Source organism: Vibrio sp. TRT 17S01 (assembly GCF_050113695.1).
Lineage (GTDB): Bacteria > Pseudomonadota > Gammaproteobacteria > Enterobacterales > Vibrionaceae > Vibrio.
Genome location: NZ_JBNJOG010000016.1, coordinates 1 through 23,586 on the forward strand (window position 1 = coordinate 1; position 23,586 = coordinate 23,586).

Genomic DNA, 23,586 nt, shown 5'->3' on the forward strand with positions numbered 1-23,586 from the left:
GTAGTTCAGTTGGTTAGAATACCGGCCTGTCACGCCGGGGGTCGCGGGTTCGAGTCCCGTCCGCTCCGCCACTTATTTAGAAACCCAGTCTTCGGACTGGGTTTTGTCGTTTTAGGCATATCGATTTTTCTTTTTAGGAAATGATGCGTCTTGAGCGTAAGCGTCCTGCCCCTTTCCTCCATTTTTCAAACCTTAACAGATATGCTATTTCTTAGGTTCATTTAGCTTTAAGTAGCTATGAACATATTCTCGAATGAAGGGGAGTACTTCTGCCTCAAACCAAGGGTTGTTCTTTAACCAAAGTGTGTTTCTTGGTGAAGGATGAGGAAGAGGTAGGTACGAGGGAGCCCAGGTTTGCCACTGTTTCACCGTTTCAGTAAGCGTTTTAGGTTTCTTATTTAAATAGTAATTTTGCGCATATTGGCCAATTAACAATGTCATACCGACATGCGGCATCATCGATAGTACTTTTTGATGCCAGAGTGGAGCACATTCTTTTCTTGGGGGTAAATCGCCATTTTTTCCTTTTCCTGGGTAACACAGGCCCATCGGCATGATGGCGATATTTTGGCTGTTATAGAAATCGTCTTGGTCCAGCTGAAGCCAATCTCGAAGACGGTCTCCGCTTGGATCATTCCAAGGAATTGATGTTTGATGGACACGTGTTCCTGGCGCTTGGCCGATAATGAGTAATCGTGCAGTCGGGCTCGCTTGAATGACTGGGTTTGCGCCAAGAGGAAGATTTCGGTCGCATACTTTGCACATTCTGACCTGTTTTAATAGTTGTTCCAAACCTTCAATACCCTTTACTGAGATCGACATTGTGCATCAGGCTAAAGCCATCACGCCACAGCAGGTAATTTTCTGAGAAGACCTCGAATGCCTGTTCTGGGAAGCTCAATGCAGCAATATGCGGTGTAACAGTGATGTTAGGATGATTCCAAAGAACATCTTCTGGTTTAAGTGGCTCCTGGCGGAAAACGTCAAGGAAAGCATGGGCTATGTGGCCCATATCTAATGCGTGAAGAAGTTCTTGTTCCTTTAATACGCTGCCACGTCCAACATTAAATAAAACCGTACCCTGACATTCTTTAAGTATCTGGATATCAATCAGAACTTGAGTTTCACTAGTTGCAGGGAGTGTGTTGACCAGAATATTGGCATTGTTTAATGCCAATTTTAGCTCTTGAACGTGAAACACTTGCGAAAAAGGCGACTCTTTGGGAGGGATACCACTTCGGTTGATGCCGATGACTTCAAGGCCAAACACTTGCGCGACCTTAGCCAGATGGCAAGCGATAGAACCAGTACCTAGTATCACCATTATTTTATTATTTAACGACTCATAATCATGAGGCTGCCATTGTTTGCTTTGTTGCTGCTGTTGATAAGTGCTGAAGTGACGATAAAAAGCGATACTATTTCCTAGTACGTACTCAGCGATTTGCTGTCCAAAGATCCCTTTTACGTTTGTCACTTGGCAATTCTGACTAATTTTGACCTGTTGAAGTGCATCAACGCCTGCATAGATAGACTGTAGCCATTGGAGTTTAGGGAAGTCCGCAAGTCTTTGAGCAGCCAATGGCGGCGATGCAAGCAAAATAGTTGCTTCGTGAGGTGAGTCAGTAATTTTTAGATCTGGAAGCTGTGATTGCTCAAGTAACTGCCGGTACTTTTCATTTTGCTCCGTCAGTATATAAACGGTATGTGTGAAATAGTTCATTGGCTTACTTTTTTCCTTACTGGTTATCAAGTACACTTCCGCTGTATTTTCTGCAACCAACGAGTCACTATGCTACAGAATCCACTCCAGCTTCGTCTTGAAAAGTTCGAACCATGGCAACAAATTACGTTCATGGCCTGCTTATGCGAACGCATGTACCCTAACTATGCCATGTTCTGTGACAATACGGAATTCGCTGAGGCACGCATTTATCGCGATATTCTCGACAGTGTTTGGGAGCTTTTAACGGTAAAAAATGCGAAGGTGAACTTTGAACGTCAGTTAGAGAAGCTAGAAGAGATCATCCCTAGCTCGGAGGATTTTGATTTCTACGGTGTTTACCCTGCTATTGACGCGTGTGTCGCGCTTTCAACGTTATTACATGGTTTGCTAGATCGCGATGATCTGTATGACAACATGCACAAAGTGAGTCAGCAATCGGTAGTGACTGTGGCACAACTTGAAGAAGCACAAACGGGTGTGGAAATAACAAATGACAACCAAAAAGAAAATGAAGCGCTATGTGCTGAGTGGGATGTTCAGTGGGCAATTTTTCGGCCACTTAAAGATGCGCAAGAGCGCGATATTGACCTGATCAAAGATCTTCGCTTGGAACTGAGAGAAGAAGGGGTTAGCAATATCGGTATCGCGATTTGATAGAAAGGGAGCTCAAGGCTCCCTTCTTACTTAATTCTCTGACTGCTTTTCGGCAGGTTGAAGGTCATTCTCGTCATCGTCTCGGCTTTCTATTACACCGTGTGTTTTCTTCCACTTCTCCCAGCGTTCAAAAGCAAGCTCTTGCATGTCTGTCGCTTTGTCGGCTTCATCGACAATCTCTTCGCCAAGTAGATGTTCAAATATATCCTCTAGCGTAAGAATACCTTGTACCGTGCCATATTCGTCGACCACCATTGCCAGTTGGAGGCGGTGGGACATCATCTGATCAAATGCTTTTGGAAGTGGAAGTGTGTTAAGCAGCACGTGCACAGGGCGCATCACTGCCCCAAGTTGCTTTTCACCACAGCCAGATTGCTGAAGTTTGAACAGTTCTAATCGGTGAACAAAACCAATGATGTTATCCGTGCTTTGGCTATACACCAAAGGACGGGAAAATGGTGTGTCCCGATGTTCTCTGAGGAAGTCGTTGATTGTGATTTCTGCATCAACGCGGAAAACGACTGGACGCGGCGTCATGACTTGCGTCACGGGAACGTCTTGGATACCAAGAAGGTTATTCAGGATTTTTGACTCACCTTCTGCAAATTCACCACTTTCTTTCGCCAAAATTGCCATAGCAGATAACTCATCACGCATTTTTGGTGCTTGATGACCACTCGCTAAGCGTTTTGTGATTTGTTCTGAGAACCAGACAAAAGGCGTTAGAGCCCAAACCATCCAACGCAATGTTGTTGCTGCCGCTGGCGCTAATTGACGCCAATAAGTTGCACCAATGGTTTTTGGTACGATTTCAGAAAGCACCAAAATTCCCAAGGTCAATACGCCAGAGAATACGCCCAACCACTCGCTACCAAATACAACGGCAGCTTGTGCCCCTGCTGTTGCAGCACCGATGGTATGAGCAATGGTGTTCAATGTCAGTATCGAAGCCAGAGGTCGGTCAATATCTGCTTTCAGTTTTGTCAGCTTGTCGGCTGCCGGATGTTGCTGTTGCCTCAGCTGAGCCAAATAGCTAGGAGTGATACTTAGAAGTACCGCTTCTAGTACTGAACAAATAAAAGATACGCCAATGGCAATGCTGACGTACGCAAGTAACAGAAACATATGAGTCCTATGGAAGTTGATACCGCGACCTAACTTTGCTCCGGTGCAATTATTTGCTCTTTTTAGCAGTTACCGGTATGCCTGGGCATTATTGGTTTGGGTATATAGTGTTCGCTAACAGCCCCGAAATATCAGGCTTCTCGGTCTGTTGGCGATCCATAAATAAGGTCAATTTACCTAAAATACAAGCTTTGTTTTTAATCGGTCGAGTAACAAATTGTGAGTTATTGCTCATATTACGGTTAAAAGTACGTCATGAAAGCGAAAGATCGCTTACAAACCTTTGCCAGATGGGGCATTTATGTTTTAGAGTGAGATGAATTCGATAACATATAAGAAGGGAAACCTAATGAACAAGACCCAATTAATCGACTTTATCGCAGAGAAAGCAGATCTATCTAAAGCACAAGCTAAAGCTGCTCTTGAAGCAACTCTTGAAGGTGTGACTGATGCACTGAAAGAGGGTGACCAAGTTCAACTAATTGGTTTTGGTACATTCAAAGTAAACCACCGTGCAGCTCGTACTGGTCGTAACCCTAAGACTGGTGCTGAAATCCAAATCGCTGCTGCAAACGTTCCTGCATTCGTAGCTGGTAAAGCTCTGAAAGACGCAGTGAAATAATAATTGACGCCAGAGTGATTTATTCATTCTGGCGTACTCGTTTCTTTATGATGAAAAAAATTCTTTTACCTTCACTAATCACTTCTTTTCTTCTTGGATGTTCATCCACTGTCCCAACTTCCAATTTGTCGCAAATTTCTCAATATTCTGGTGGCCAGAACATGGGAGATGCGGTCAGTTTCTATTGGTTTAGTGAGTCTTTAGGCTCCCCATTAGCCTCTGCTGACTATGTCGCTTCAGGGGATTATGGCTGGTATCACACGGATTATCGCTGGGAAGAGAATCGTGTTCGAGAGTTGATTCGTGAAGGCGAACAAGCGAAAGGCAAGCGCGGTATGGTGCCATACCGGGTTCATGTACGCTTTAACAAAGAAGGTGAAGCGGTTTATCAGCAGTACCGTGTTGATGGGAAAGTATTACCTTTGAATCAAGAGCAGTTGCAACGTTACGTTCAAGAAGCGAATGCGACAGCGAACGTCACTAAAAAGCAGGATAAAGAAGGGCTTGAGCTGATACAGGGGTATTGGGATGGCGCTAACTTTGAAACTTGTAGTGGTCAAAGCTATGAAAAAATCGAGTTTAATCAAACATTGCCAAGCTTTGTGGTGAATCGATTGTCGAGCATAGATAGCTATGTTGCTTTCTTGGGTAAGACCCGAACCAATAAAGTCATTGTTGAAGAGTTGTTGATGTTGGCCGACGATGATCATGATTGCATAGAACCTCCTCAATTACTTGAAGAATAATAAAAAGGCGCGTATAGCGCCTTTTTTCTTGAATACGTATAGAACACTTAGTGTTAGCTTTGCTGTTCGCGCTCAATCGCACGGTAGCCAATGTCATTACGATGGAACATACCATTCCAGCTTACTTGCTTTGCAAGGGCATAAGCGCGTTCTTGAGCTTCTGAGACGCTATTTCCTAATGCTGTTGCACACAATACGCGGCCACCGTTAGTTACGACATCGCCCGCTGCATTGTTTGCGGTACCTGCATGGAAAATTTTCTGTCCCTCAGCTTCTGCTGTTGGTAGAGAAATAACATCGCCTTTTGCGTAGTCAGCAGGGTAACCGCCAGCCGCTAGGACAACGCCGATAGACGCGCGCGGATCCCACTTAGATTCTGCTTCATCTAGCTTCTCGTCGATCGCCATCAAGCAAAGTTCAACAAGGTCTGATTCCATACGCATCATGATAGGTTGTGTTTCTGGATCACCAAAGCGGCAGTTGTACTCGATCACTTTTGGTGTACCCTCTTTGTCGATCATCAGACCTGCGTAAAGGAAACCCGTGTATGGAGCGCCTTCGGCATCCATACCACGTACCGTAGGGTAGATCACTTCTTCTAAGATACGCTCATGGATTTCAGGTGTTACCACAGGTGCTGGTGAGTATGCGCCCATACCGCCAGTGTTAGGGCCAGTGTCTTTATCGCCTACGCGTTTGTGGTCTTGGCTGGTTGCCATTGGTAGCACGCTTGCGCCATCCACCATAACGATGAAGCTTGCTTCCTCACCATCAAGGAATTCTTCAATTACCACGCGGCTGCCCGCTTCACCGAATGCGTTACCAGCCAGCATGTCTTTGATTGCGTCTTCTGCTTCTTCTAGCGTCATCGCGACAATTACGCCTTTACCTGCTGCAAGGCCGTCTGCTTTAACAACAATCGGCGCACCTTGCTCGCGAACATACGCTAATGCAGGTTCAATCTCAGTGAAGTTTGCATAAGCGGCGGTTGGGATGTTGTGACGCGCTAGGAAGTCTTTAGTGAAGGCTTTAGAACCTTCTAGCTGTGCTGCTGCTTGAGTTGGGCCAAAGATTGGTAGACCCGCTTCACGGAAGGCATCAACCACACCAATCACAAGTGGTGCTTCTGGGCCGACAATTGTTAGCTCGATTTTCTTTTCTTGTGCGAAAGCAACCAGCTCAGAAATGTTTTCAACGCCGATGTTTACGTTCTCAAGCTTTGGCTCAAGCGCTGTACCTGCATTACCAGGTGCAACGAATACTGTCTCAACGTTTGGGTTTTGTGCTGCTTTCCAGCCTAAAGCATGCTCTCGACCGCCAGCACCAATGATTAATACATTCATTTATTTATCCTTTGATAGCTGCGCCATATTGCTAATCTCTGTGTCGAGCTTGCTCATTTATAGTTATAAACTCCGCGAGCTCTCCTTGACCTTAACAATATGGCTTTGCTCTAAAATAAAAATGTTTAGATTAGGTATCTCAAAAATTACTAATACTTTTACTCAAAGTAGTTGGTGATGTGGCTAGGCAACAATTGAGCCCATCCCCGGGAGCATAACCCGCTATGTGACCGGGGTGGGCAAAAGCAGCTAACGACGTCACAGTGCCAAATACGAAGAGAAAATTAGTGGCGGAAGTGACGCATGCCAGTAAAGATCATCGCCATACCATGTTCATCTGCTGCAGCGATAACTTCGTCATCACGCATAGAACCGCCTGGTTGAATCACACATTTGATGCCAGCTTCTGCTGCTGCATCGATACCATCACGGAACGGGAAGAACGCATCAGAGGCCATTACGCTACCTGCAACTTCTAGACCTTCATCAGCTGCTTTAATGCCGGCAATTTTCGCTGAGTAAACACGGCTCATTTGGCCAGCACCGACACCAATGGTCATATCGCCTTTAGAGTAAACAATCGCGTTTGATTTCACGTATTTCGCTACCTTCCAGCAGAATAGCGCGTCTTTCAGCTCTTCTGCTGTTGGTTGACGCTTAGAAACCACTTTAAGGTCATCGAGGCTTACCATGCCTTGGTCGCGGTCTTGAACTAGTAGACCGCCATTCACGCGTTTCACGTCAAAGCCAGTTGTCTTAGTTGACCATTTGCCACACTCAAGTAGACGTACGTTCTTCTTCGCTGCAACCACTTCAATCGCTTCAGCAGAAACAGAAGGGGCGATGATCACTTCAACGAATTGACGTTCAACGATAGCGGTTGCTGTTTCAGCATCTAGCTCTTGGTTGAATGCGATGATGCCGCCGAATGCGGATGTTGGGTCAGTTTGGTAAGCGCGGTTGTATGCTTCTAGGATGTCTTTACCTAGAGCCACACCACATGGGTTCGCGTGCTTAACAATCACACATGCTGGCTCGCTAAACTCTTTCACACACTCAAGGGCTGCGTCAGTGTCAGCGATGTTGTTGTAAGAAAGGGCTTTGCCTTGGATTTGGCGAGCGGTTGAAACCGATGCTTCTTCTGGGTTTGCTTCAACATAGAATGCAGCTGCTTGGTGGCTGTTCTCACCGTAGCGCATGTCTTGTTTCTTCTCGAACTGCTGGTTGAAAGTGCGAGGGAATTTGCTCTCTTCGTCACCCTCTTTGTTCTCACCGTAAGATGGAACCATAGTGCCGAAGTAGTTAGCGATCATGCCATCGTAAGCCGCAGTGTGCTCAAATGCTGCGATAGCGAGGTCGAAGCGGGTTTCAAGCGTAAGAGATTTGTCGTTCGCATCCATTTCAGCGATAACACGTTCATAGTCGTGTGCATTCACCACAATAGTTACGTCTTTGTGGTTTTTCGCCGCAGAGCGAACCATAGTTGGGCCACCGATATCGATGTTTTCAACCGCATCAGCTAAAGTGCAACCTTCTTTTGCTACCGTTTCCGCAAATGGGTATAGGTTTACCACCACCATGTCGATTGGGTTGATGCCGTGCGTTTTCATCACTTCATCATCTTGACCACGACGACCTAGCACACCACCGTGAACCTTCGGGTGAAGTGTCTTAACGCGACCGTCCATCATTTCTGGGAAACCAGTGTAGTCAGAGACTTCGGTTACTGCGATGCCTTGCTCTGCAAGCAGGCGAGCTGTACCGCCAGTAGATAGGATATCGACACCGCGCTCAGCAAGAGCTTGTGCAAACTCAACAATACCTGTTTTGTCTGATACGCTGATAAGCGCACGGCGAATAGGACGAGCGTTGTTCATGCTTCCATTTCCTCAAATTCATGGAGTTAAACTAAAGATATTTGCCAAAAATGAACTTGTTTTTACCTCTTGGGGTAAAATATTGGCCAGTTTTGGTAAAGACCTTTTCAACATCACCGGATGGTTAGAAAGTAGGCTCCCAATTTGATGGCGCACATTCTAACTAATTTATTACAAAAAAGCTCGCGCAATCGTTTGGCATCTCAAAAATAATTGCAAAAATCTCGATTTATGACGTAAAACGTAACGAGATAGTTAATAAGGACCTTTATGTTTCAGATAGGCGAACTGGCAAAGCGATGTGGTGTTACCACAGATACGCTGCGTTTTTATGAAAAGAATCAGTTAATAAACCCGGCTGGTCGCAGTGAGTCAGGTTACCGGCTCTACAGTGATGAGAATCAAAAGCAGGTTAGCTTCATTCTTAAAGCGAAGGATTTAGGGTTGAGTTTGGAAGAGATCAAAGAGCTTTTGGAGATCAAACTGGAAGCGACAGAGCATAGCTGTGCTGAGGTTAAAGCAATAACATCGGCAAAACTGGCACTGATTGATCAAAAAATTACCGAGCTCACCCGAATTCGAAGTGCATTGAAGAAGATCAATGATGCATGTTGTGGTCATGACAATGATGATGCCAGCCATTGTTCCATTTTAGCCGCACTTGAATAATCGTTGAGCTATTGCTTGGTTTTCTTAACCTAAGATTGCATTTTTAACGGCTTGCTTTAATAGGTTCAGCGCACGATCCCTCTTATAATCTCGCCTTTGGTCGACTCGCATAATTATTCCTGCCGAATGCTGGGTCGATTCCGTCCTACAGATACGAGAGATTCATCATGGTTGGAGTCTATTTTCAGATCAACGACTGGGTATTGAGCGTTGATGAGAATAAGCTGTATCGACAGGACAGGGAGGTTTGTGTTGAACCGCGTCTTATTAACTTACTGCACTTTCTCGCGCAGCATGCTGGTGAAGTCTTTTGTCGTGAAGAGCTGATCCAGTATGTCTGGGATGGTGCTATCGTGACCGACCAAGTGGTCACTCAATCTATTTTCGAACTGCGCAAACTATTGCGTGATGGACGGGAAGAAAATCTCAATTACGTTGTTACCGTACCCAAGCGGGGTTATAAGTTGGTGGCAGATGTTGAGAGGTTGCCAGCGGAAGCATTTCATCATCGACGTGTACTGGAACCCGTAGCTGAGCTGGTCACGACCCCAGAGATAGAAATGCAAGCTGTTGCTGCAGGTTCAGATATAACTTTTCCAGCTGGGCCATTAACGCGCGCCGTTTGCCAGTTATCGAAAGACAATCAAAAGAAAAAGCGAGAAAGCACAGGTCAGCTTAATCGCTGGTGGCTTGGTTTAATTAACTTGATTTGGATTTCGATACTGATCATCGCGACCGGACTGTTCACCTACAAGCAATCCGAAGTCAAGATCACTCAGGTCATTGATACCCATCTTATTGAATTCAAATTTCAAGACGATTTACATCAAGATCGTCTAAGTGATGAATTGGCTGACGGGATTGCACAAAAACTGATGTCGGATATTACGCAGGTGAGCAACTATCGAGTCATGTTGCATAAAACGGCATTTACATCAGGCATAATCCCCGGAAAATCGGTGATTGTTCGAGTACAAAATGACGGGGACAGCCATTTTCTTGAAGTGGAATATCGTAATAACTCGTCAGAGTCGGTCTTATTCAGCCGTCAATATGCCTTGACCCGCAGTCACCTGACTTCGGTGATGCGCCAAGCTTCAGTGGACTTAATGCACGTATTGAAAGTCGATAATATTGAGCACAAAGCAGACGTCCTCAATGCAGGGTTACCTACTGACTCAAAAGCATTGGAGTTATTTGTTCTGGCGAATCACTATCTCAATGTTTCCGATGTGGATCAGTTCCGCCATGGTATTGAGTTGATGGAGCAGATCGCAACCATAGAGCCGGACAATTTATATGTACAAGCTGAATTGCTGATCGCCTACCATGTTCAACATGCATTAGATACTAACCAGCCATTACCGCAACAGCGGATCAACACGCTAAGTTCTGAACTCGATGCAGGCAGTTATCGCTTAGCGGGTAATATCCAACCACGGATTTTCGAAGCATTAGCATTGCATGAAACGGTCAATGGGAACCAAGTGGCCGCAAAACAATACTTACAACGGGCGTTAAAGCGACGGGATTCAGTGTTGTCTTATGTACTGAAGGGCAAACATAACGAGTTGGCCGGAGATATTGATGGGGCGAGTGAAGCATATAGTGAAGCGTTTTACATTGATACTTCAATTGAAACCTACATGTTATGCGAGAACCTTGTTTTTCCGAGTAACCTCAAAGCGATAGATTATGCGATGTATCGTTCAGTACACCCTTCCGTGGTACGTGTTATTTAATTAGTAGTCATCAGCGATTACAGTGCTTCGTTGTTGTATCAAGCCTCTGCTTCGCAGAGGCTTGTTTGTTTCCCTCATTTAAACATCCAATTAGACCTTATTACTCATCACTCAAATCTATTATTAATTGGTACGTCATTCTAAGTGCTTATTTTTAATGACTTTTAATGTGATGAAGCTCGTTTTGTTTGCTTGTTATTATTGATTTGATGATTTTGTGTGATATTCATAGGTTGCAAGAATATTAATGTCCGAATTTCATTTAATTATGAATGGCGGTAGCGTGCCTAAATAACAATATATTGGTGTTGTCTAATGAATAAAATCAAAGGCTTAATTTTGGTTTTGTTGCTCTTGATAACCTCGTTCACGCTGATTCACTATATCAATACAACGTCGTCACCTGATCTTTCCGAATCATCTGATGCTCCTGTGGAGCGCTCTGAAATGGTACAAACCCATACCGAGCCCCAACTTAGCTCAGATGCAAACTTCCCATCGCCAGTTATTCAACTACAACAAGTGGTTGCGCATGGGCTCGTTACCGCGGAAAACCCTAATTTGCCTTTGCTTCAAGGAGAATTAGAGGACTTTTCACAACGTAATATTGATAACAAACAGCACCCTCTTCCGAACGAGCTTGTCGAGCTTAAAAAACGATTAGAAAAGCTACAGTCGCAATAAAAATTATCTATTCAGCGGCAAAAATTCTGTCTATTTAAATAACACTCCTTCAGGAAGAAGGAGTCTATAAGCAGTGGTTTAATATGAAAAATTCCCCAACATATCGTATCTACATCCATTGTATTGCCTCGTTACTTTTGGCAATTTCCTCTTCTTCAGTGCAAGCACTAACGCCAAGTGCAGATAAAGCCATTCAGCTTTCTGGTGAATTTGCAGCGTCTGGCGGACAAGCGACTTACTCTTTGCCGCTTTCCGTATCGCCTGGGCGTGCTGGTCATCAACCCTCTTTATCTCTGGAATACCGAAGTGATTCACCCAATGGTCCTATGGGGATGGGGTGGAGCATTGGAGGGCTTTCCAATATTTCACGTTGTGGTAAAAACTTAGCCAAAGATGGTCGTTGGGGCGGCGTTAACTTTAATGCTGATGACCGTTATTGTCTCGATGGGCAAAGGCTAATTGCGGTGTCAGGGAGAGATGGGGAAAACCTGACGGAATACCGCTTAGAAAATAACGGCTATTCGAAAATTGTCTCTTTTGGTCGCTCAGGCAACGGTCCTTCCTATTTTAAAATTTGGCGTAAGGATGGCTCTGTTTACGAATATGGCGCTACTGCGGATTCTCGCGCTGAGCTGCCAGGGCAAGCGCATGTGTATAAATGGGCTGTCAATAAAATTACCGACACTAGCAAACAAAACCACATCAATATTTCTTATGCGGAAGACAGCACAAATGGTACACATCGTATCAATGAAATGAGTTATGTCGGGGGTAAAGTTAAGTTTGTTTATGAAAGTCGAAGTGATGCCACAACTCAGTATCTCGGCGGTTCACTTTTAAAACGAAATCAGCGTTTATCGGAAGTAAGCACTTATGACAGTGCAGGAAGTAGAATTGGTTCCTATAAAGTCACATATCAGTATTCTGCTGGTACTTCTCGCTCACAAATCAAATCCTTAAAGTATTGCGCACAGTCTAGTTGTTCGACCGACATAAAGTTCAGCTGGAGCGGGCGCGATAAAGTAAGCCTAAATAGCGCAGTAAGCACTGGCTTTAAAGCCCCTCGGTATTTTGATAATGATGGGGATGGCGTGAGTGAAGTTTATGGCACGGTATCTACCCAGGCAGACGGCAAAATGAATGTCAAAGATCTTAGTGGGAAACTATATAACGGGCTAACGTCATATGCATTAACTGGGAACACATTTTCACCGAGTATTGCTAGAGATACCTGTACTTCAAACGTTGCATCATCATTTTCAGATGGTAACGGAAGCTTCGGGAACTACTGTCAGTTTAGCGCTTGCTCAGGAGAGCTGTGTCGTTATGGTTCTAATGGTGTCAATTACGGTGACTTCAATGGGAATGGCACTGAGTCGGCGCAATCAGGCTATTCGGCAGTCGATATTAATGGTGATGGGATTGCTGATAAGCATAAATTTGATATTCCAAATGGTAGTTACCGTTATCAGATAACTGGGAGTTCGTTAAAAACACTTCCTTCTGCTAGTGGACGGGTGCTAAAAGCTTTTTATGACGTCAATAACGATGGTTATTTAGACGTAGTGATGGGGTCGAGCACAACAACTGACAATTTATATCTGTATTTGTTTAATGGTGTGGCATATACCGCACCACAAAAACTAAACCATCAGGTTAGCCACGAAGACTCGATCTATTTTGCTGATATTAATAATGATGGCTACCCAGAACTTGGGTATAACCAGTCATTCTATAAAAATGTAAATGGCACAATTGGTAATACTGTCCTTCTAAATGCTGGAGAAAAAATATTTTCGACGCAAGATATTAATGGAGATGGATGGGTTGATATTCTGACTCGTGCAGATACAACAGTATTGCAACAACAGTCAGATGTAGTACTGGCAGATGCGACAGTACTGCAACCACGTTCAAATATAGCGTTGGCTGGTGAAAGTGTTATTGATCATACGAACGCACATATAAAGCACTCTACCGCCTACGCACAAGACAAGATAACAACGATTGAAGAAGTCGGCGTTGAATTTACTATTAACTATAAACCGGCAGTTGATGAAAGTGTATACACCAAGCCATCAAGTGTAGGTTCATATCCGGTTAAAAATGTCACACCAAAGCGCTACTTAGTGGCATCATTCGAAAAAGCACCGAAGGGCTACGGAAAAACAACGTACAGTTACCAGTATCAAGGTGCAAAAAGCCATCAAAAAGGTCATGGTTTTCTGGGTTTTAACAAGATCACTAAAACCATTTCCGGTGAAGTTACAACCAAAGTAGAAACGGTATTTGTCCAAGACAATCAACTCCTAGCTAATGGTAAACCTCTCCAAGTTAAAGTTTTTAAAAATGACACGTTAATATCTGATACGCAGTATGAATATAACGTCACGACACGTGATGGATACAACGCGAAGTACTATCAGATATATGCGAACAAGGTAACCAAGAAAAAATATGGGTTAACGAAGGGGCAGGTAGAAAAGCTAGAGGAAAAAAGCCGAACTCTAAATCGCTTTGGTAACTTAACACATGAAAGCACCGTTATTTCTAGTGATCTAGAAGGGGCTGGAAAGTTTGAAACTTCCAGCGAATTTAGTTATGTATCGACAGGGGTTAACAAAAACCACCATATCTATGACATAACAAGTGTTAGTAATATTAGTAATCTACCTCAGCTGCTTTCTGGTTATAAAGCGGGTTTAAATAAGTATTGCGCCGCCAACGGGGATATTTATTTTAAACCGAATGACCATATTGTTTTGATTCATAGTGACGTTGATATTCCTTTGGTATTACAGCGATACAATGACTATTACAAATATCAAGTTACGTCACACCATACTGATTTAGATGGGTTGACGGCCTATCAAGGTGAACTGGTTCAAACTACCGCATCAGCCTTTAATTCTGCTAATCCTGTATCTTGTGGTAGTTACACTTATAGTGACTCAGATGGTGACGGGAATATGGAGTTTAGTTCCACTAAATTAACGCGTACCGAGTTAGTAAGTGAAACGGGTGACAACTTCTGGCAAGTTGGCGCTGTGAAAGAATCTAGTACGACAATCAAAGATCTTTCAGGCATTACGCCACTTAGCCGCACTGTAGTTAATCAGTTAAATTACGACTCAAACGGCTTCTTGCAAAGTAGTACCACAACTAGCTCTGATTATGAGTCTGGTTCTTTAAGCAGTAGTGCTAAATCAATCACACAAAGTTTTGAATATGATCAATGGGGAAATGTTACGAAGCAAAGCTCCTCAGGTACTGATCTACCTGAGCGAACAACCAACACCCGCTATGACGAGCAAGGGTTAACTGTTTCATCACTCACGAATGCCAAAGGGCATACAACCAATGTCTCTTATAACGCTCAAGGTCTGATTACCGAAAGTACCAGCCCTTTAAAAGCGAGAAAGACCAGTTTTACCTACGATGAATACTCAAGACAGAGAACCCAAACCCTACCGGGCAAGGGAAATATTAACAATACAGAGTATTGGCTTGCAGATAAGTGCCTGAATGCAACGTCACAAACAGTAAGCTGTGTTGTTACAAAGCCAGCAACCGGTGGGCAAATCATTACTCATTTCGACTATGCTGGTAGAGAGGTTCGTAAGCTTCACTCTGGTTTTAGTGGCAAGTTAGTTGTTTCAGACACAATCTGGGACCGTGATGGACGCAAAATTCGAATGACTCGTCCTCAATTTATTGGTGCCGTAACTCCTGCCCCATATGTCACGTTTAGTTATGATGCTTTGAATCGAGAAATAACGAAGTCAGAGCCTGCAAACCGTGGTGGTCGCGCTGAATTTACAACTCAATATGATGGTTATAAAACCACCATTACAGACGCGCGAGGGTATAGTCATAGCACTGTAACCAATGTGTTGGGACATATTCTTCGAAAAGATGAACCTCTTGGCGCATTCCAAACTTACAACTACTACCCAGACGGCAAACTCCGCACCAGTACAGACTCTGACGGCAATACCACACATATTCGCTACGATAACTTAGGCCATCGTAACTATCTTGATGACCCGGATATGGGGAAATGGTACTACACCTACAATGCTGCCGGAGAGCTGATATACAAGCGCGATGCTAATGGGGTAGAAACCACAATTAGATACGATGCGTTAGGACGTAAAACTGAGCAGAAAGATGGTACAAGCGTTTCGACATGGCGATATGATGAGCGTGGTGCAATTGGAACGCTATCTGGCTTCAGCGGTAACGGGAATCAAACCGACTATTACTACAATGCTCAGGGATTATCAGAAGAAATTACAGTTCGTGTGAACAATGAAAAGTTCAGCACACACTATTTTTATGATGATTACGAACGTGTCTCGAGAGAAGTAAGGCCAAATGGGGTTGATACCACATTAGCAGGCACAGCGACATTGCTGAGAACACAAAATAGTAGTGATCGTCTGGCTGTTGAATATGTTTACAACCCATACGGCTATGTTTCAGCTGTTCGTAGCCCGAAAACCTACGCGGATGACGCATTTACTAGCGCCAGTTTCCGTGAAGATATTAGGCAGCTTTTGAATCAGGCTATTGCACAAGCCCAACAGTATCTAACGAAAGCAGAACGTTACGCTACTCAAGAAAGCTTCTTTGCCAACAAGGCGGCAGAGTATGAACGTGAAACCGTTAACGTTCACAACCTAGATACCTCATCCCAAGCACTACTAGGCAATGGTTATCGCTACAAACAATGGTGTAATACGCAAGGAGAATGCTTCCTTCGCCCTGCGACGTGGGTTATTTTGCACGATGACGTATCCATTCCTTTAGATATCACCTTAGAAGGAGCCATTTACAAGTTAACTACAACACTTGCTAATACCAGTAAGCCCGGTATCCGAGATTATACTGCGACGCTTCACTCTGTTAGTGCCAGTGAGTTTAACAGTTTGCCATTGACCGCAGCGCATGACTTCTTGCTCATGGACTATGATGGCAACGGGCAAAAAGATCTCATGAGCCAACGAGATATTTACGTGGCGAAGGCTGATAACGATACACGTCAGGAATTGTTATTTGCAGCAGACGATCTGTCTGAAGCCGCAACCATTGCGGGTAGTAGCTATAAGTTTTATACCGAGCTTGCAAGCAAACTCATTAACTTATCTGAGGAAGTAGCCAAACTGAGTGGCCTTTATTGTGATTTTGCCAACCAGCTTGGTGGGACACAAATTGATGCATCTTTACGTACTGATTGTGCCAACACACAGCAAGCGAGCCAAGCTGACCACCTCAATACCATTCTGACTCAATCAGAGTTAGAAGCTTCATTAGATAACCCAGCTTACATATATTATTGGCAACGTCGAGAAACCGATGCTTATGATCATACCTTATCGGAAACCTTAGGTAACGGTTTGGTCAATACCTACAACCACGATGCCAATACTGGCAGACCAAACTACATCACCACTCATAAAGGCAACATGCTGTTTGATCCTAAATTATCAGGCAGTACAACCGCAGGAAGAAATATCCGCTTTATTGAATACCGATATGATAATCATAACAACGTGACGTACCGTTATGACGAGCAGCTCGGGATTACGGATACTTGGAGTTATGACGCGTTAGATCGTGTTGTTAACAATAATGTCTCGCTGGCAGATAAAAACAGACATGGCTTAAACAACCCTGACTTCTCTGGTTCCACCACATTCCAATACGATAAGTTGGGTAACATTACCTTCAAATCTGGGATTGGTGATTATCACTATAGTGGGCAAAGTGCAGGCCCACACGCAGTAACCAAAGCCAATGGCCTAAACTACCAGTACGATAAAGCCGGTAATATGCTCAGAGCCTTTGCTGATAATGTCAGTGAAGATGAACGAGTGTTGGAATGGTCTCCATTTAATAAGCCAATCAAAATTACTCGTAATGGGAATACCGTTGAGTTTACTTACGATGCAAACCACAACCGTTATTTGAAGAAAACCAGCGAAGGAATTGAAACATTCTACTTTGGTAAATCTTACGAGCGTGTAACTGACACCAATACGGGGGATGTACAACACAAGCACTTTGTTTATGCAGACGGGAAGCTCATTGCGCTGAATACCCAAGTCAAAGGTGCGGACGATGCTCTTAAAGATAAACAAATACGTTATCTTCATTATGATGCGCTGAATTCCGTTGACATGATCACTGATGGTTATGGGTTGGTGGTTGAGCGGCGAAGCTACGACACTTGGGGTAAGCAACGTAAAGTGGCTTGGCGAGAAGAAGGGCCGCTTGAGGTTGTACAGCAAGCGATCACGAACCGGGGCTATACAGGACACGAAGAGATTGTTGAAGTTGGCCTAGTGCACATGAATGGGCGGGTTTACGATCAAGAATTAGGTCGGTTTATTAGCCCAGACCCTATTGTTCAAGCCCCATTTGTTACCAATAGCTTTAACCGTTATGCGTATGTGTGGAATAACCCACTGAAGTACATTGATCCTACAGGGTATCGATTAGTTGAAGGTGCTGGTAATGGTGATGGGCTTGGCCAATATGAACCGCCAAAAGAAAATGATAATGGTAATGACGATAATGATCCTGAGCCTGACCCTAATCCTCCAAGCGGCGGTGGTGAAGGTGCTGGTGGTAGCGGCTCAGGAGATGATAGACCATCAACCCCACCAGAAGAAAATCAGGAATCTATAGCTGAACCAGAGACACCAGCAACACCTAAATCTCCAGGAATGCCTGATGAAGAAGATCCTAACGCGCCTGAGGTTCCGGAAGAAGTTCCAGAAGAAAGCTGGAGTTGGAGTGATTTCCTTGATGGTGTTAATGAAGTGCTCGATGTTGCAGGACAAATTCCTGGCATTGGTATTGGTGCCGATTTACTGAATGCTGCGGTATACTTAGGTAGAGGGCAAATCGGCAATGCAGCTGTATCTGTTGCAGGTGCAGTTCCTGGATTTGGTAATGGAGCCACAGGGATTCGAATTGCGAATCGGGTTGCGAATCGGGTTACAAAGGGGCTAGAGAGCAGAGGTATACGCCCACAACCTGGAACAAGAGTTAAACCTGAGGGTATTCCAGATAACTGGCGTGTTCGTTCATCAAAATCTAAAGGTGGAGTTAAATACTCAGATCCAACAAACCCTCGCAAAAACGTAAGAGTGGAACAAGGGGTTCCTGACCATCCTCATGCCAACTCTAGAGTTCCACATGTTAGGGACATGAGAAATGGCAGATATGTCGATAAGAATGGAAATCCAGTCCAAGGCGGAAGAAGAGATCCTGCTGGTCATATACCTTTAGATGAATATCGTTATACACCATAACTGAGGTTGACTATGAGTATTATAAATGTTGATAAACAACTCATTATTGAATGCTTAAAAGAGTTAAGTGATACTGACTACCAGCAACGAGTATGGATTGTAGGTTCGCCTGATGAGGTTTCCGGTTTCAACGATGTTGTTGCTGCCCTTTTTGATGACTCGCTCTTGGAGGACGCGCTATTAAAGAACAAAGTTACATTTACGATGGAAGCTGATAATAAGCTTCGTATACTAGGGGAGCTGATAGTATTCCTGCCAGATAATATCACCACTAAGGCCTTGGTATCACAACCAAAATGGAAAGATATCGTCAAATTGTCTGGAGATGTATACAACTTGATTAAGTAGTCGTTACAAAGAAGACAGACACTCTTCAACCTGGTCCATTTGCTAAAGAAAAGTTGAATGGGGTTAGGTCTTGCACTTTGCTATCAAGCTAGATGCTCTGTTGAGTCCCATATCTAAGTTGTAAGATTATACTGTGCAGCATATTCTAAGTGGTTTATTTTTGAACTAGAAATAAACTAGTTAATCCACGTATTAAGTTTAGTTTTAGGAATAAATGGGGTCAGGTCTTGCCTTTTGCCTGTTTATTCTGAGTTAGGCTATATTCTTTCTACTTTTAATAAGTTTGAATCTCGTCATATGGAAATGAATTATATGGACATTCCCTTTATCTAATACTTACTTCGTTGCCAGAAATATTAATTCTCTTGGTAAGATAATTGGTGAATTAACTTTTTTAATTAGAATTTAATTTATATTTCGAAAGAAAGAATGGTTTGAGTATTATTCAATATAAAAAACTCTAATTATTCAGCTATTTCAGAAGATGTTTTATAAGAATCTTATGGTTTATTGATGTCACGAGTCCTATCGGGCTATACAACTGGTGAAGTTGTTTATATCAGTTCGACAACTAAGGTGATTGCGTCGGTAAGCATATTTAAATTAATCGTGAATGTTAAATTAATATAGTTAATATTTTATTTTTGAAATGGAAATAACAAAACACAGTTGGATTATATTATGAAATTAAAACTATTTATTGCTTTATCATTATTACTTAGCACTAATGCTTTTGCTAAAGCCCCAACATGCTCTAGCTCTGGTGGTGGCTATTGTTCTTATTTAGGTATGGTCGAAAGAATTTATGTTAATTCTGGTAATCTGATTCTTGTATATTTTGATGTACCAATGTCGGAATCTGAGCCGGGTAAAGCAGGAATGGATGTATCTAACTATGCAGCAGGAGCCATAAAAATCAATGACAATCCAGATTTTGCTAAGTTATTTTATTCTACTGCACTTGCGGCACAATCTTCAGGAAGAAGAATCTCTATTCAAATGAGAGGTAGCATATCTGGATATCCAAAAATAGATCGTATATGGCTTGAAAAGTAATGTTGTTCATTTCTGTTTTATAAAAGGATATAAAAGTGAAGAAACTATTATTACTATCTCTTGTTTTTATTAGCCAACCTAGTTTTGCTAAAATAACATGCCATGGGAAGGTGAAAAATATATTGCAATATTCAAATGGATTAGTAACTGTACTAACCGATTATCGAAATGATTATACTGCAATGTGTGATATTGATTCCGACAGAGGAACGGTTAGTCCAGAAACCTGTAAGGGAATATTAAGTGTTTTACTTACGGCACATTCTTCTGGCAAAGATATAGTGGTTAACTACTCTGGTGATCAATATGCTTGCAATAACCTACCGGCTTATAGTGCTGCGCCGAATCCAGTATATGTTGGAATAAAAAATCCTTAGTGTCTCTTCTTTTATGTATGGTTAACTGGTGATTCCTATGAAAAAAATCATTCTACTATTAATGTTATTAGCTCCTGCTTTTGTTATGGCAAACAGTACTCGTGAAAGTTCTAGTAGAACAACTATCACGCGTGTGATTTCTTATAATGAGTTTGGTGCCGGTGATGCAGTGTTCCAAGTGGCAAACCCAACTTCTTTGTGCTCAGGTTATTGGATAACAAAAGGGGATCCTGGTTTTGAGGCTAACCTTTCAATGATTATTGCGGCTTATCAAGCCAAGTCGACCGTCATTGTCCATGGACTCCCAGCAGAGAACAAGAAATGGGCAGGGAGTGCTAACCACTGGTGTAAGTTATATTCGATAGAATATCGTTAGCCATACAATATCTACCTCATTACAAAAGCCCGCGTTTATGCGGGCTTTTTTTGATCTTAGCGCCAACGAAACTCAGACAAACACAAATAGGGTTTAGGCGCGTATGGAACCATCGGCATTTATTGTGTTGATAAATATCATTTTAATACTTTGGTTTGCTTGCTGTGTTCTTTACCTTCCTACATGTTTAGTTTTCATCCTTTTCCTACAGCTATTTGCTTGATTCCAATGCGAAAGTTATCTGATGTTTGAGGTTTATTCCACAATAATGATTGATACTTAATTCTAAAGTTACCCTTTAAGGGTTTGATGGTTTAATTTGCATATAAACTTAATCATTATGTGTGATTGTCACGCATAGATTGGAACTGTTATTCCAAAGGATTGGAGAGTCGTTTATGCAGAAAAAACTTCAAACATACCGTCAGGCTCTGGGTTTTCTTTTATTGGGTGCTGTTGGGCTTATTTCTGGCTGCGCAGGCAGTAACGGTCAGCTAGCCAGTACGCAAAGTTCACCAACCACCATTCACTATGAATTTACGGGTATTCCACCGCTGTATTTTGGTTATGGTTCGAGTGTACCTCTGACCAAAGAACTTAGCTTAACGGCTGCGCATGTTGCGAAGCTCAATTTTGCCAATGTTGTGGCTTATCACCCAACCTGCGATCTCGCAATCATTGAATCTGATAATAGTCAGGCGGTGTTACCGACACTTGGTTTTGTGCGTCAGGGGGAGTCGGTCTTTACTTATGGTATGGATGGTTTTGGTGAGATGCTTACGGGCAAAGGCACTTATCATTTAGACCTCACCTTTGCCAATCGTCAATACTTAGAAGATTGCCCAGGTAGTGTGATGGATGCACCTATTCGCGGCGGTATGAGTGGTGGTGCAACATATAACGCACAAGGTGAGCTGGTGGGTGTGATCACGGCGATGGCGAGTAAATGGGATACGCGCTTAGCCAATGGAAAAGAACTACCTTACGATAGATTGAGTTTGTTTGTTTCAATGAACTATGTTCAAGACTGGCTCAATAATGAAGTGCAAAATTATTACTTTGATACCGCCTATGCACTCAACTGGAGTTTAGATTCGACGCAGCTCGTGAATGCTGAATAACAAAAAAGCCTGATTAAAAATCAGGCTTTTCTTTCTTCAAGTTATGTCCTGTCAAATAGTACAGCTAATTATTTTTCGTAACTCTTCCTACACTGAATTTACTTTAACTAAGCATGTAGGGAATCGTTGTGAGCAATATTCAATTCATTAAGAACACTAATCTGCAAGATCCGAGCGTATTACAATCAGCATTTCGTTTGAGAAATGAAACATTTAAGCACCGTCTTGGCTGGGAAGTTTCTTCTCATAATGGATTAGAAGTAGATCAGTTTGATGAGATGAATGTCAGTCATATTGCTATGACGGATCACAATAATGAAGTCATTGGTTATTGGCGAGCACTCCCTACAACAGAACCTTATATGCTTAGTGAAATTTTCCCGCAATTATTACGAGGCGAAGAACTCCCACAAGGAAAGGAAATTTGGGAAATTAGTCGCTTTAACGTAAAAAAGGGGAGCGGTAATCATTCAAATAAAGTCATTAGTCATATTTGCAGTTCGTTGGTTAAATCCTTTTATGATTTTGCTATCGAGAATGGCATTTCATCTTATGTACTCGTGACCACGGTCGCTTGTGAACGAATTCTTCGTTTATTGGGGGTTGAAACTCGTCGTTTAGGAGATGGGGAGGCGATGATGGTTGGTATCGAGCGCTCTGTTGCACTGTGGATTGATGTTGGAGAACACCTAAATATTCGTTGCAACTGATATTACGTGTATTTTTTATAAAAGTACTATCAAAAAATTAAATCCTTATGATGGCATTATTAGTTTTATCAATGAGAGTGTATTGTTGCATATTGCATAAATAATGTTTGGTGCTGATCAAAATAAAAACACAATGCCACACTTTAAATCTTGTTACGATAATGTTTACTTAAGGTTTAATTTTAACTAATGGCTAGTTGTGAGTATGGATACTGCAGAGCTTTATCAATTGATCGATGGACTTGTTGATGCAACACAAAAAGAAAGCATTGAAGAGATTTGTCATAAATTTTGTAATTTAACAGGAATAGAATATTTCTTAATGGGGGTCGTTTCTAACCAGTCACTATACTCTCCAGAGCTGCGTGTTTTAACGAACTACCCTTCAGAGTGGATGGATCTGTATCTTAAAAAAAATAAACGAGATTCTGACCCTGTTGTTAAATACACGCTTTCAAAAAATACGCCTATCTTTTGGAATGATCTGAGTCATCACTTGGTTTCACTTTCTATAGAACAAAAATTATTAATGGCACAGGCGAAAAGCCATGGCTTGGTGACAGGGGTAAGTATTCCAATACATTCTGTTTCTGGGTATTTTTCGGTTTTCAGCTTGGCAACAAAGCGAGATGGGGAAGAAGGAAAACGGATATTAGAAGCGGCATTACCTTATGCGCATATTTTTGCTACCCATTTGTTTGAACGTTATCTAATGGTACTCACAGAACCTTTGGTTGAAAAAACGAATATCAGTTTAACGCGCAGGGAAGAAGAATGTTTATTCTGGGCTTGTGAGGGAAAAACATCATGGGAGATCTCTCAGATTTTAGAGATCAAAGAGCGAACGGTCGTATTTCATCTTAATAATGCCAGTGAGAAGCTTGGGGCAATCAATCGTCAGCATGCAGTAGTGCTAGCAATGAAAAAAGGGCTTGTTCAACCAAATATTTAGTTTCAAATATCCGAAAGTTTGACGATCAATAGGCAGAGTCTCTCTGCCTTTTTTCTTTCCGCTTCATAAGGCCGTCTTTCTAGCCTCTTTTCCTGAATGCATTCAAAACATAAGCCGAGAACATATTTATTTCTGC

19 protein-coding genes are annotated in these 23,586 nt (G+C 42.7%); 14 read left to right on the plus strand and 5 right to left on the minus strand.

Features of this window, described 5'->3' with window-relative positions:
• Positions 1–204: 204 nt before the first annotated feature.
• Together ACQEXS_RS18765 and ACQEXS_RS18770 are read right to left on the minus strand one after the other, a co-directional pair.
• Positions 205–822, minus strand: a complete 618-nt coding sequence (locus ACQEXS_RS18765; RefSeq protein ID WP_427014818.1) for a uracil-DNA glycosylase family protein — start codon at positions 820–822, stop codon at positions 205–207.
• The gene (locus ACQEXS_RS18770) at positions 797–1,723 is read right to left on the minus strand and encodes a D-2-hydroxyacid dehydrogenase (protein ID WP_427014819.1); all 927 of its coding nucleotides are present in this window, start codon (positions 1,721–1,723) and stop codon (positions 797–799) included. The genes ACQEXS_RS18765 and ACQEXS_RS18770 overlap by 26 nt, the downstream gene beginning before the upstream one ends.
• A gap of 69 nt (positions 1,724–1,792) precedes the next feature.
• Here ACQEXS_RS18770 and ACQEXS_RS18775 point away from each other — a divergent pair, with 69 nt between their 5' ends.
• Positions 1,793–2,380: a YjaG family protein gene (locus ACQEXS_RS18775; RefSeq protein WP_427014820.1), complete on the plus strand. Its 588-nt coding sequence runs from the start codon at positions 1,793–1,795 to the stop codon at positions 2,378–2,380.
• A gap of 30 nt (positions 2,381–2,410) precedes the next feature.
• Here the strand turns inward: ACQEXS_RS18775 and ACQEXS_RS18780 are convergent, their stop codons facing one another.
• On the minus strand, positions 2,411–3,505 hold the full coding sequence (locus tag ACQEXS_RS18780; protein ID WP_427014821.1) for a CNNM domain-containing protein: 1,095 nt from the start codon (positions 3,503–3,505) through the stop codon (positions 2,411–2,413).
• Positions 3,506–3,854: 349 nt separating this feature from the next.
• Between ACQEXS_RS18780 and hupA the strand changes: the two genes are divergently transcribed.
• Both hupA and ACQEXS_RS18790 read left to right on the plus strand, forming a co-directional pair.
• Positions 3,855–4,127: a nucleoid-associated protein HU-alpha gene (gene hupA / locus ACQEXS_RS18785; protein WP_367987515.1), complete on the plus strand. Its 273-nt coding sequence runs from the start codon at positions 3,855–3,857 to the stop codon at positions 4,125–4,127.
• 50 nt (positions 4,128–4,177) lie between these two features.
• Positions 4,178–4,873 (plus strand): DUF1481 domain-containing protein, encoded by a 696-nt coding sequence (locus ACQEXS_RS18790; protein WP_427011838.1) that lies wholly within the window; start codon positions 4,178–4,180, stop codon positions 4,871–4,873.
• Positions 4,874–4,926: 53 nt separating this feature from the next.
• Here the strand turns inward: ACQEXS_RS18790 and purD are convergent, their stop codons facing one another.
• Both purD and purH read right to left on the minus strand, forming a co-directional pair.
• A complete protein-coding gene (gene purD / locus ACQEXS_RS18795) occupies positions 4,927–6,216 on the minus strand; it encodes a phosphoribosylamine--glycine ligase (RefSeq protein WP_427014822.1) in 1,290 nt (429 codons plus the stop codon).
• Positions 6,217–6,500: 284 nt separating this feature from the next.
• Complete coding sequence (gene purH / locus ACQEXS_RS18800) at positions 6,501–8,093, minus strand: bifunctional phosphoribosylaminoimidazolecarboxamide formyltransferase/IMP cyclohydrolase (RefSeq protein WP_427014823.1); 1,593 nt, start codon at positions 8,091–8,093, stop codon at positions 6,501–6,503.
• A 270-nt stretch (positions 8,094–8,363) separates the two neighbouring features.
• On the opposite strand from purH, the gene zntR reads away from it, so the two are divergent.
• The 11 genes from zntR to ACQEXS_RS18855 all read left to right on the plus strand — a co-directional run bounded on the left by zntR (position 8,364) and on the right by ACQEXS_RS18855 (position 23,450).
• Positions 8,364–8,762 carry a Zn(2+)-responsive transcriptional regulator gene (gene zntR, locus ACQEXS_RS18805; RefSeq protein WP_367987512.1) on the plus strand — a complete coding sequence of 133 codons (399 nt, stop codon included), beginning with the start codon at positions 8,364–8,366 and terminating at the stop codon, positions 8,760–8,762.
• Positions 8,763–8,929: 167 nt separating this feature from the next.
• The gene (cadC, locus tag ACQEXS_RS18810; RefSeq protein WP_427014824.1) at positions 8,930–10,504 is read left to right on the plus strand and encodes a lysine decarboxylation/transport transcriptional activator CadC; all 1,575 of its coding nucleotides are present in this window, start codon (positions 8,930–8,932) and stop codon (positions 10,502–10,504) included.
• Positions 10,505–10,819: 315 nt separating this feature from the next.
• On the plus strand, positions 10,820–11,188 hold the full coding sequence (locus tag ACQEXS_RS18815) for a hypothetical protein (protein ID WP_427014825.1): 369 nt from the start codon (positions 10,820–10,822) through the stop codon (positions 11,186–11,188).
• Between the two features lie 83 nt (positions 11,189–11,271).
• A complete protein-coding gene (locus ACQEXS_RS18820; protein ID WP_427014826.1) occupies positions 11,272–18,510 on the plus strand; it encodes an RHS repeat-associated core domain-containing protein in 7,239 nt (2,412 codons plus the stop codon).
• A gap of 12 nt (positions 18,511–18,522) precedes the next feature.
• Positions 18,523–18,858, plus strand: coding sequence for a hypothetical protein (locus tag ACQEXS_RS18825; protein ID WP_427014827.1), 336 nt, complete (start codon positions 18,523–18,525; stop codon positions 18,856–18,858).
• Between the two features lie 681 nt (positions 18,859–19,539).
• On the plus strand, positions 19,540–19,914 hold the full coding sequence (locus tag ACQEXS_RS18830) for a hypothetical protein (protein ID WP_427014828.1): 375 nt from the start codon (positions 19,540–19,542) through the stop codon (positions 19,912–19,914).
• Between the two features lie 35 nt (positions 19,915–19,949).
• On the plus strand, positions 19,950–20,291 hold the full coding sequence (locus ACQEXS_RS18835) for a hypothetical protein (RefSeq protein WP_427014829.1): 342 nt from the start codon (positions 19,950–19,952) through the stop codon (positions 20,289–20,291).
• A gap of 37 nt (positions 20,292–20,328) precedes the next feature.
• Positions 20,329–20,667, plus strand: a complete 339-nt coding sequence (locus ACQEXS_RS18840) for a hypothetical protein (RefSeq protein ID WP_427014830.1) — start codon at positions 20,329–20,331, stop codon at positions 20,665–20,667.
• Positions 20,668–21,065: 398 nt separating this feature from the next.
• Positions 21,066–21,788 carry a trypsin-like peptidase domain-containing protein gene (locus ACQEXS_RS18845; RefSeq protein WP_427014831.1) on the plus strand — a complete coding sequence of 241 codons (723 nt, stop codon included), beginning with the start codon at positions 21,066–21,068 and terminating at the stop codon, positions 21,786–21,788.
• A gap of 128 nt (positions 21,789–21,916) precedes the next feature.
• Positions 21,917–22,498 carry an acyl-homoserine-lactone synthase gene (locus ACQEXS_RS18850; RefSeq protein ID WP_427014832.1) on the plus strand — a complete coding sequence of 194 codons (582 nt, stop codon included), beginning with the start codon at positions 21,917–21,919 and terminating at the stop codon, positions 22,496–22,498.
• A 205-nt stretch (positions 22,499–22,703) separates the two neighbouring features.
• Positions 22,704–23,450 (plus strand): LuxR family transcriptional regulator, encoded by a 747-nt coding sequence (locus tag ACQEXS_RS18855; RefSeq protein ID WP_427014833.1) that lies wholly within the window; start codon positions 22,704–22,706, stop codon positions 23,448–23,450.
• Positions 23,451–23,586 lie beyond the last annotated feature (136 nt).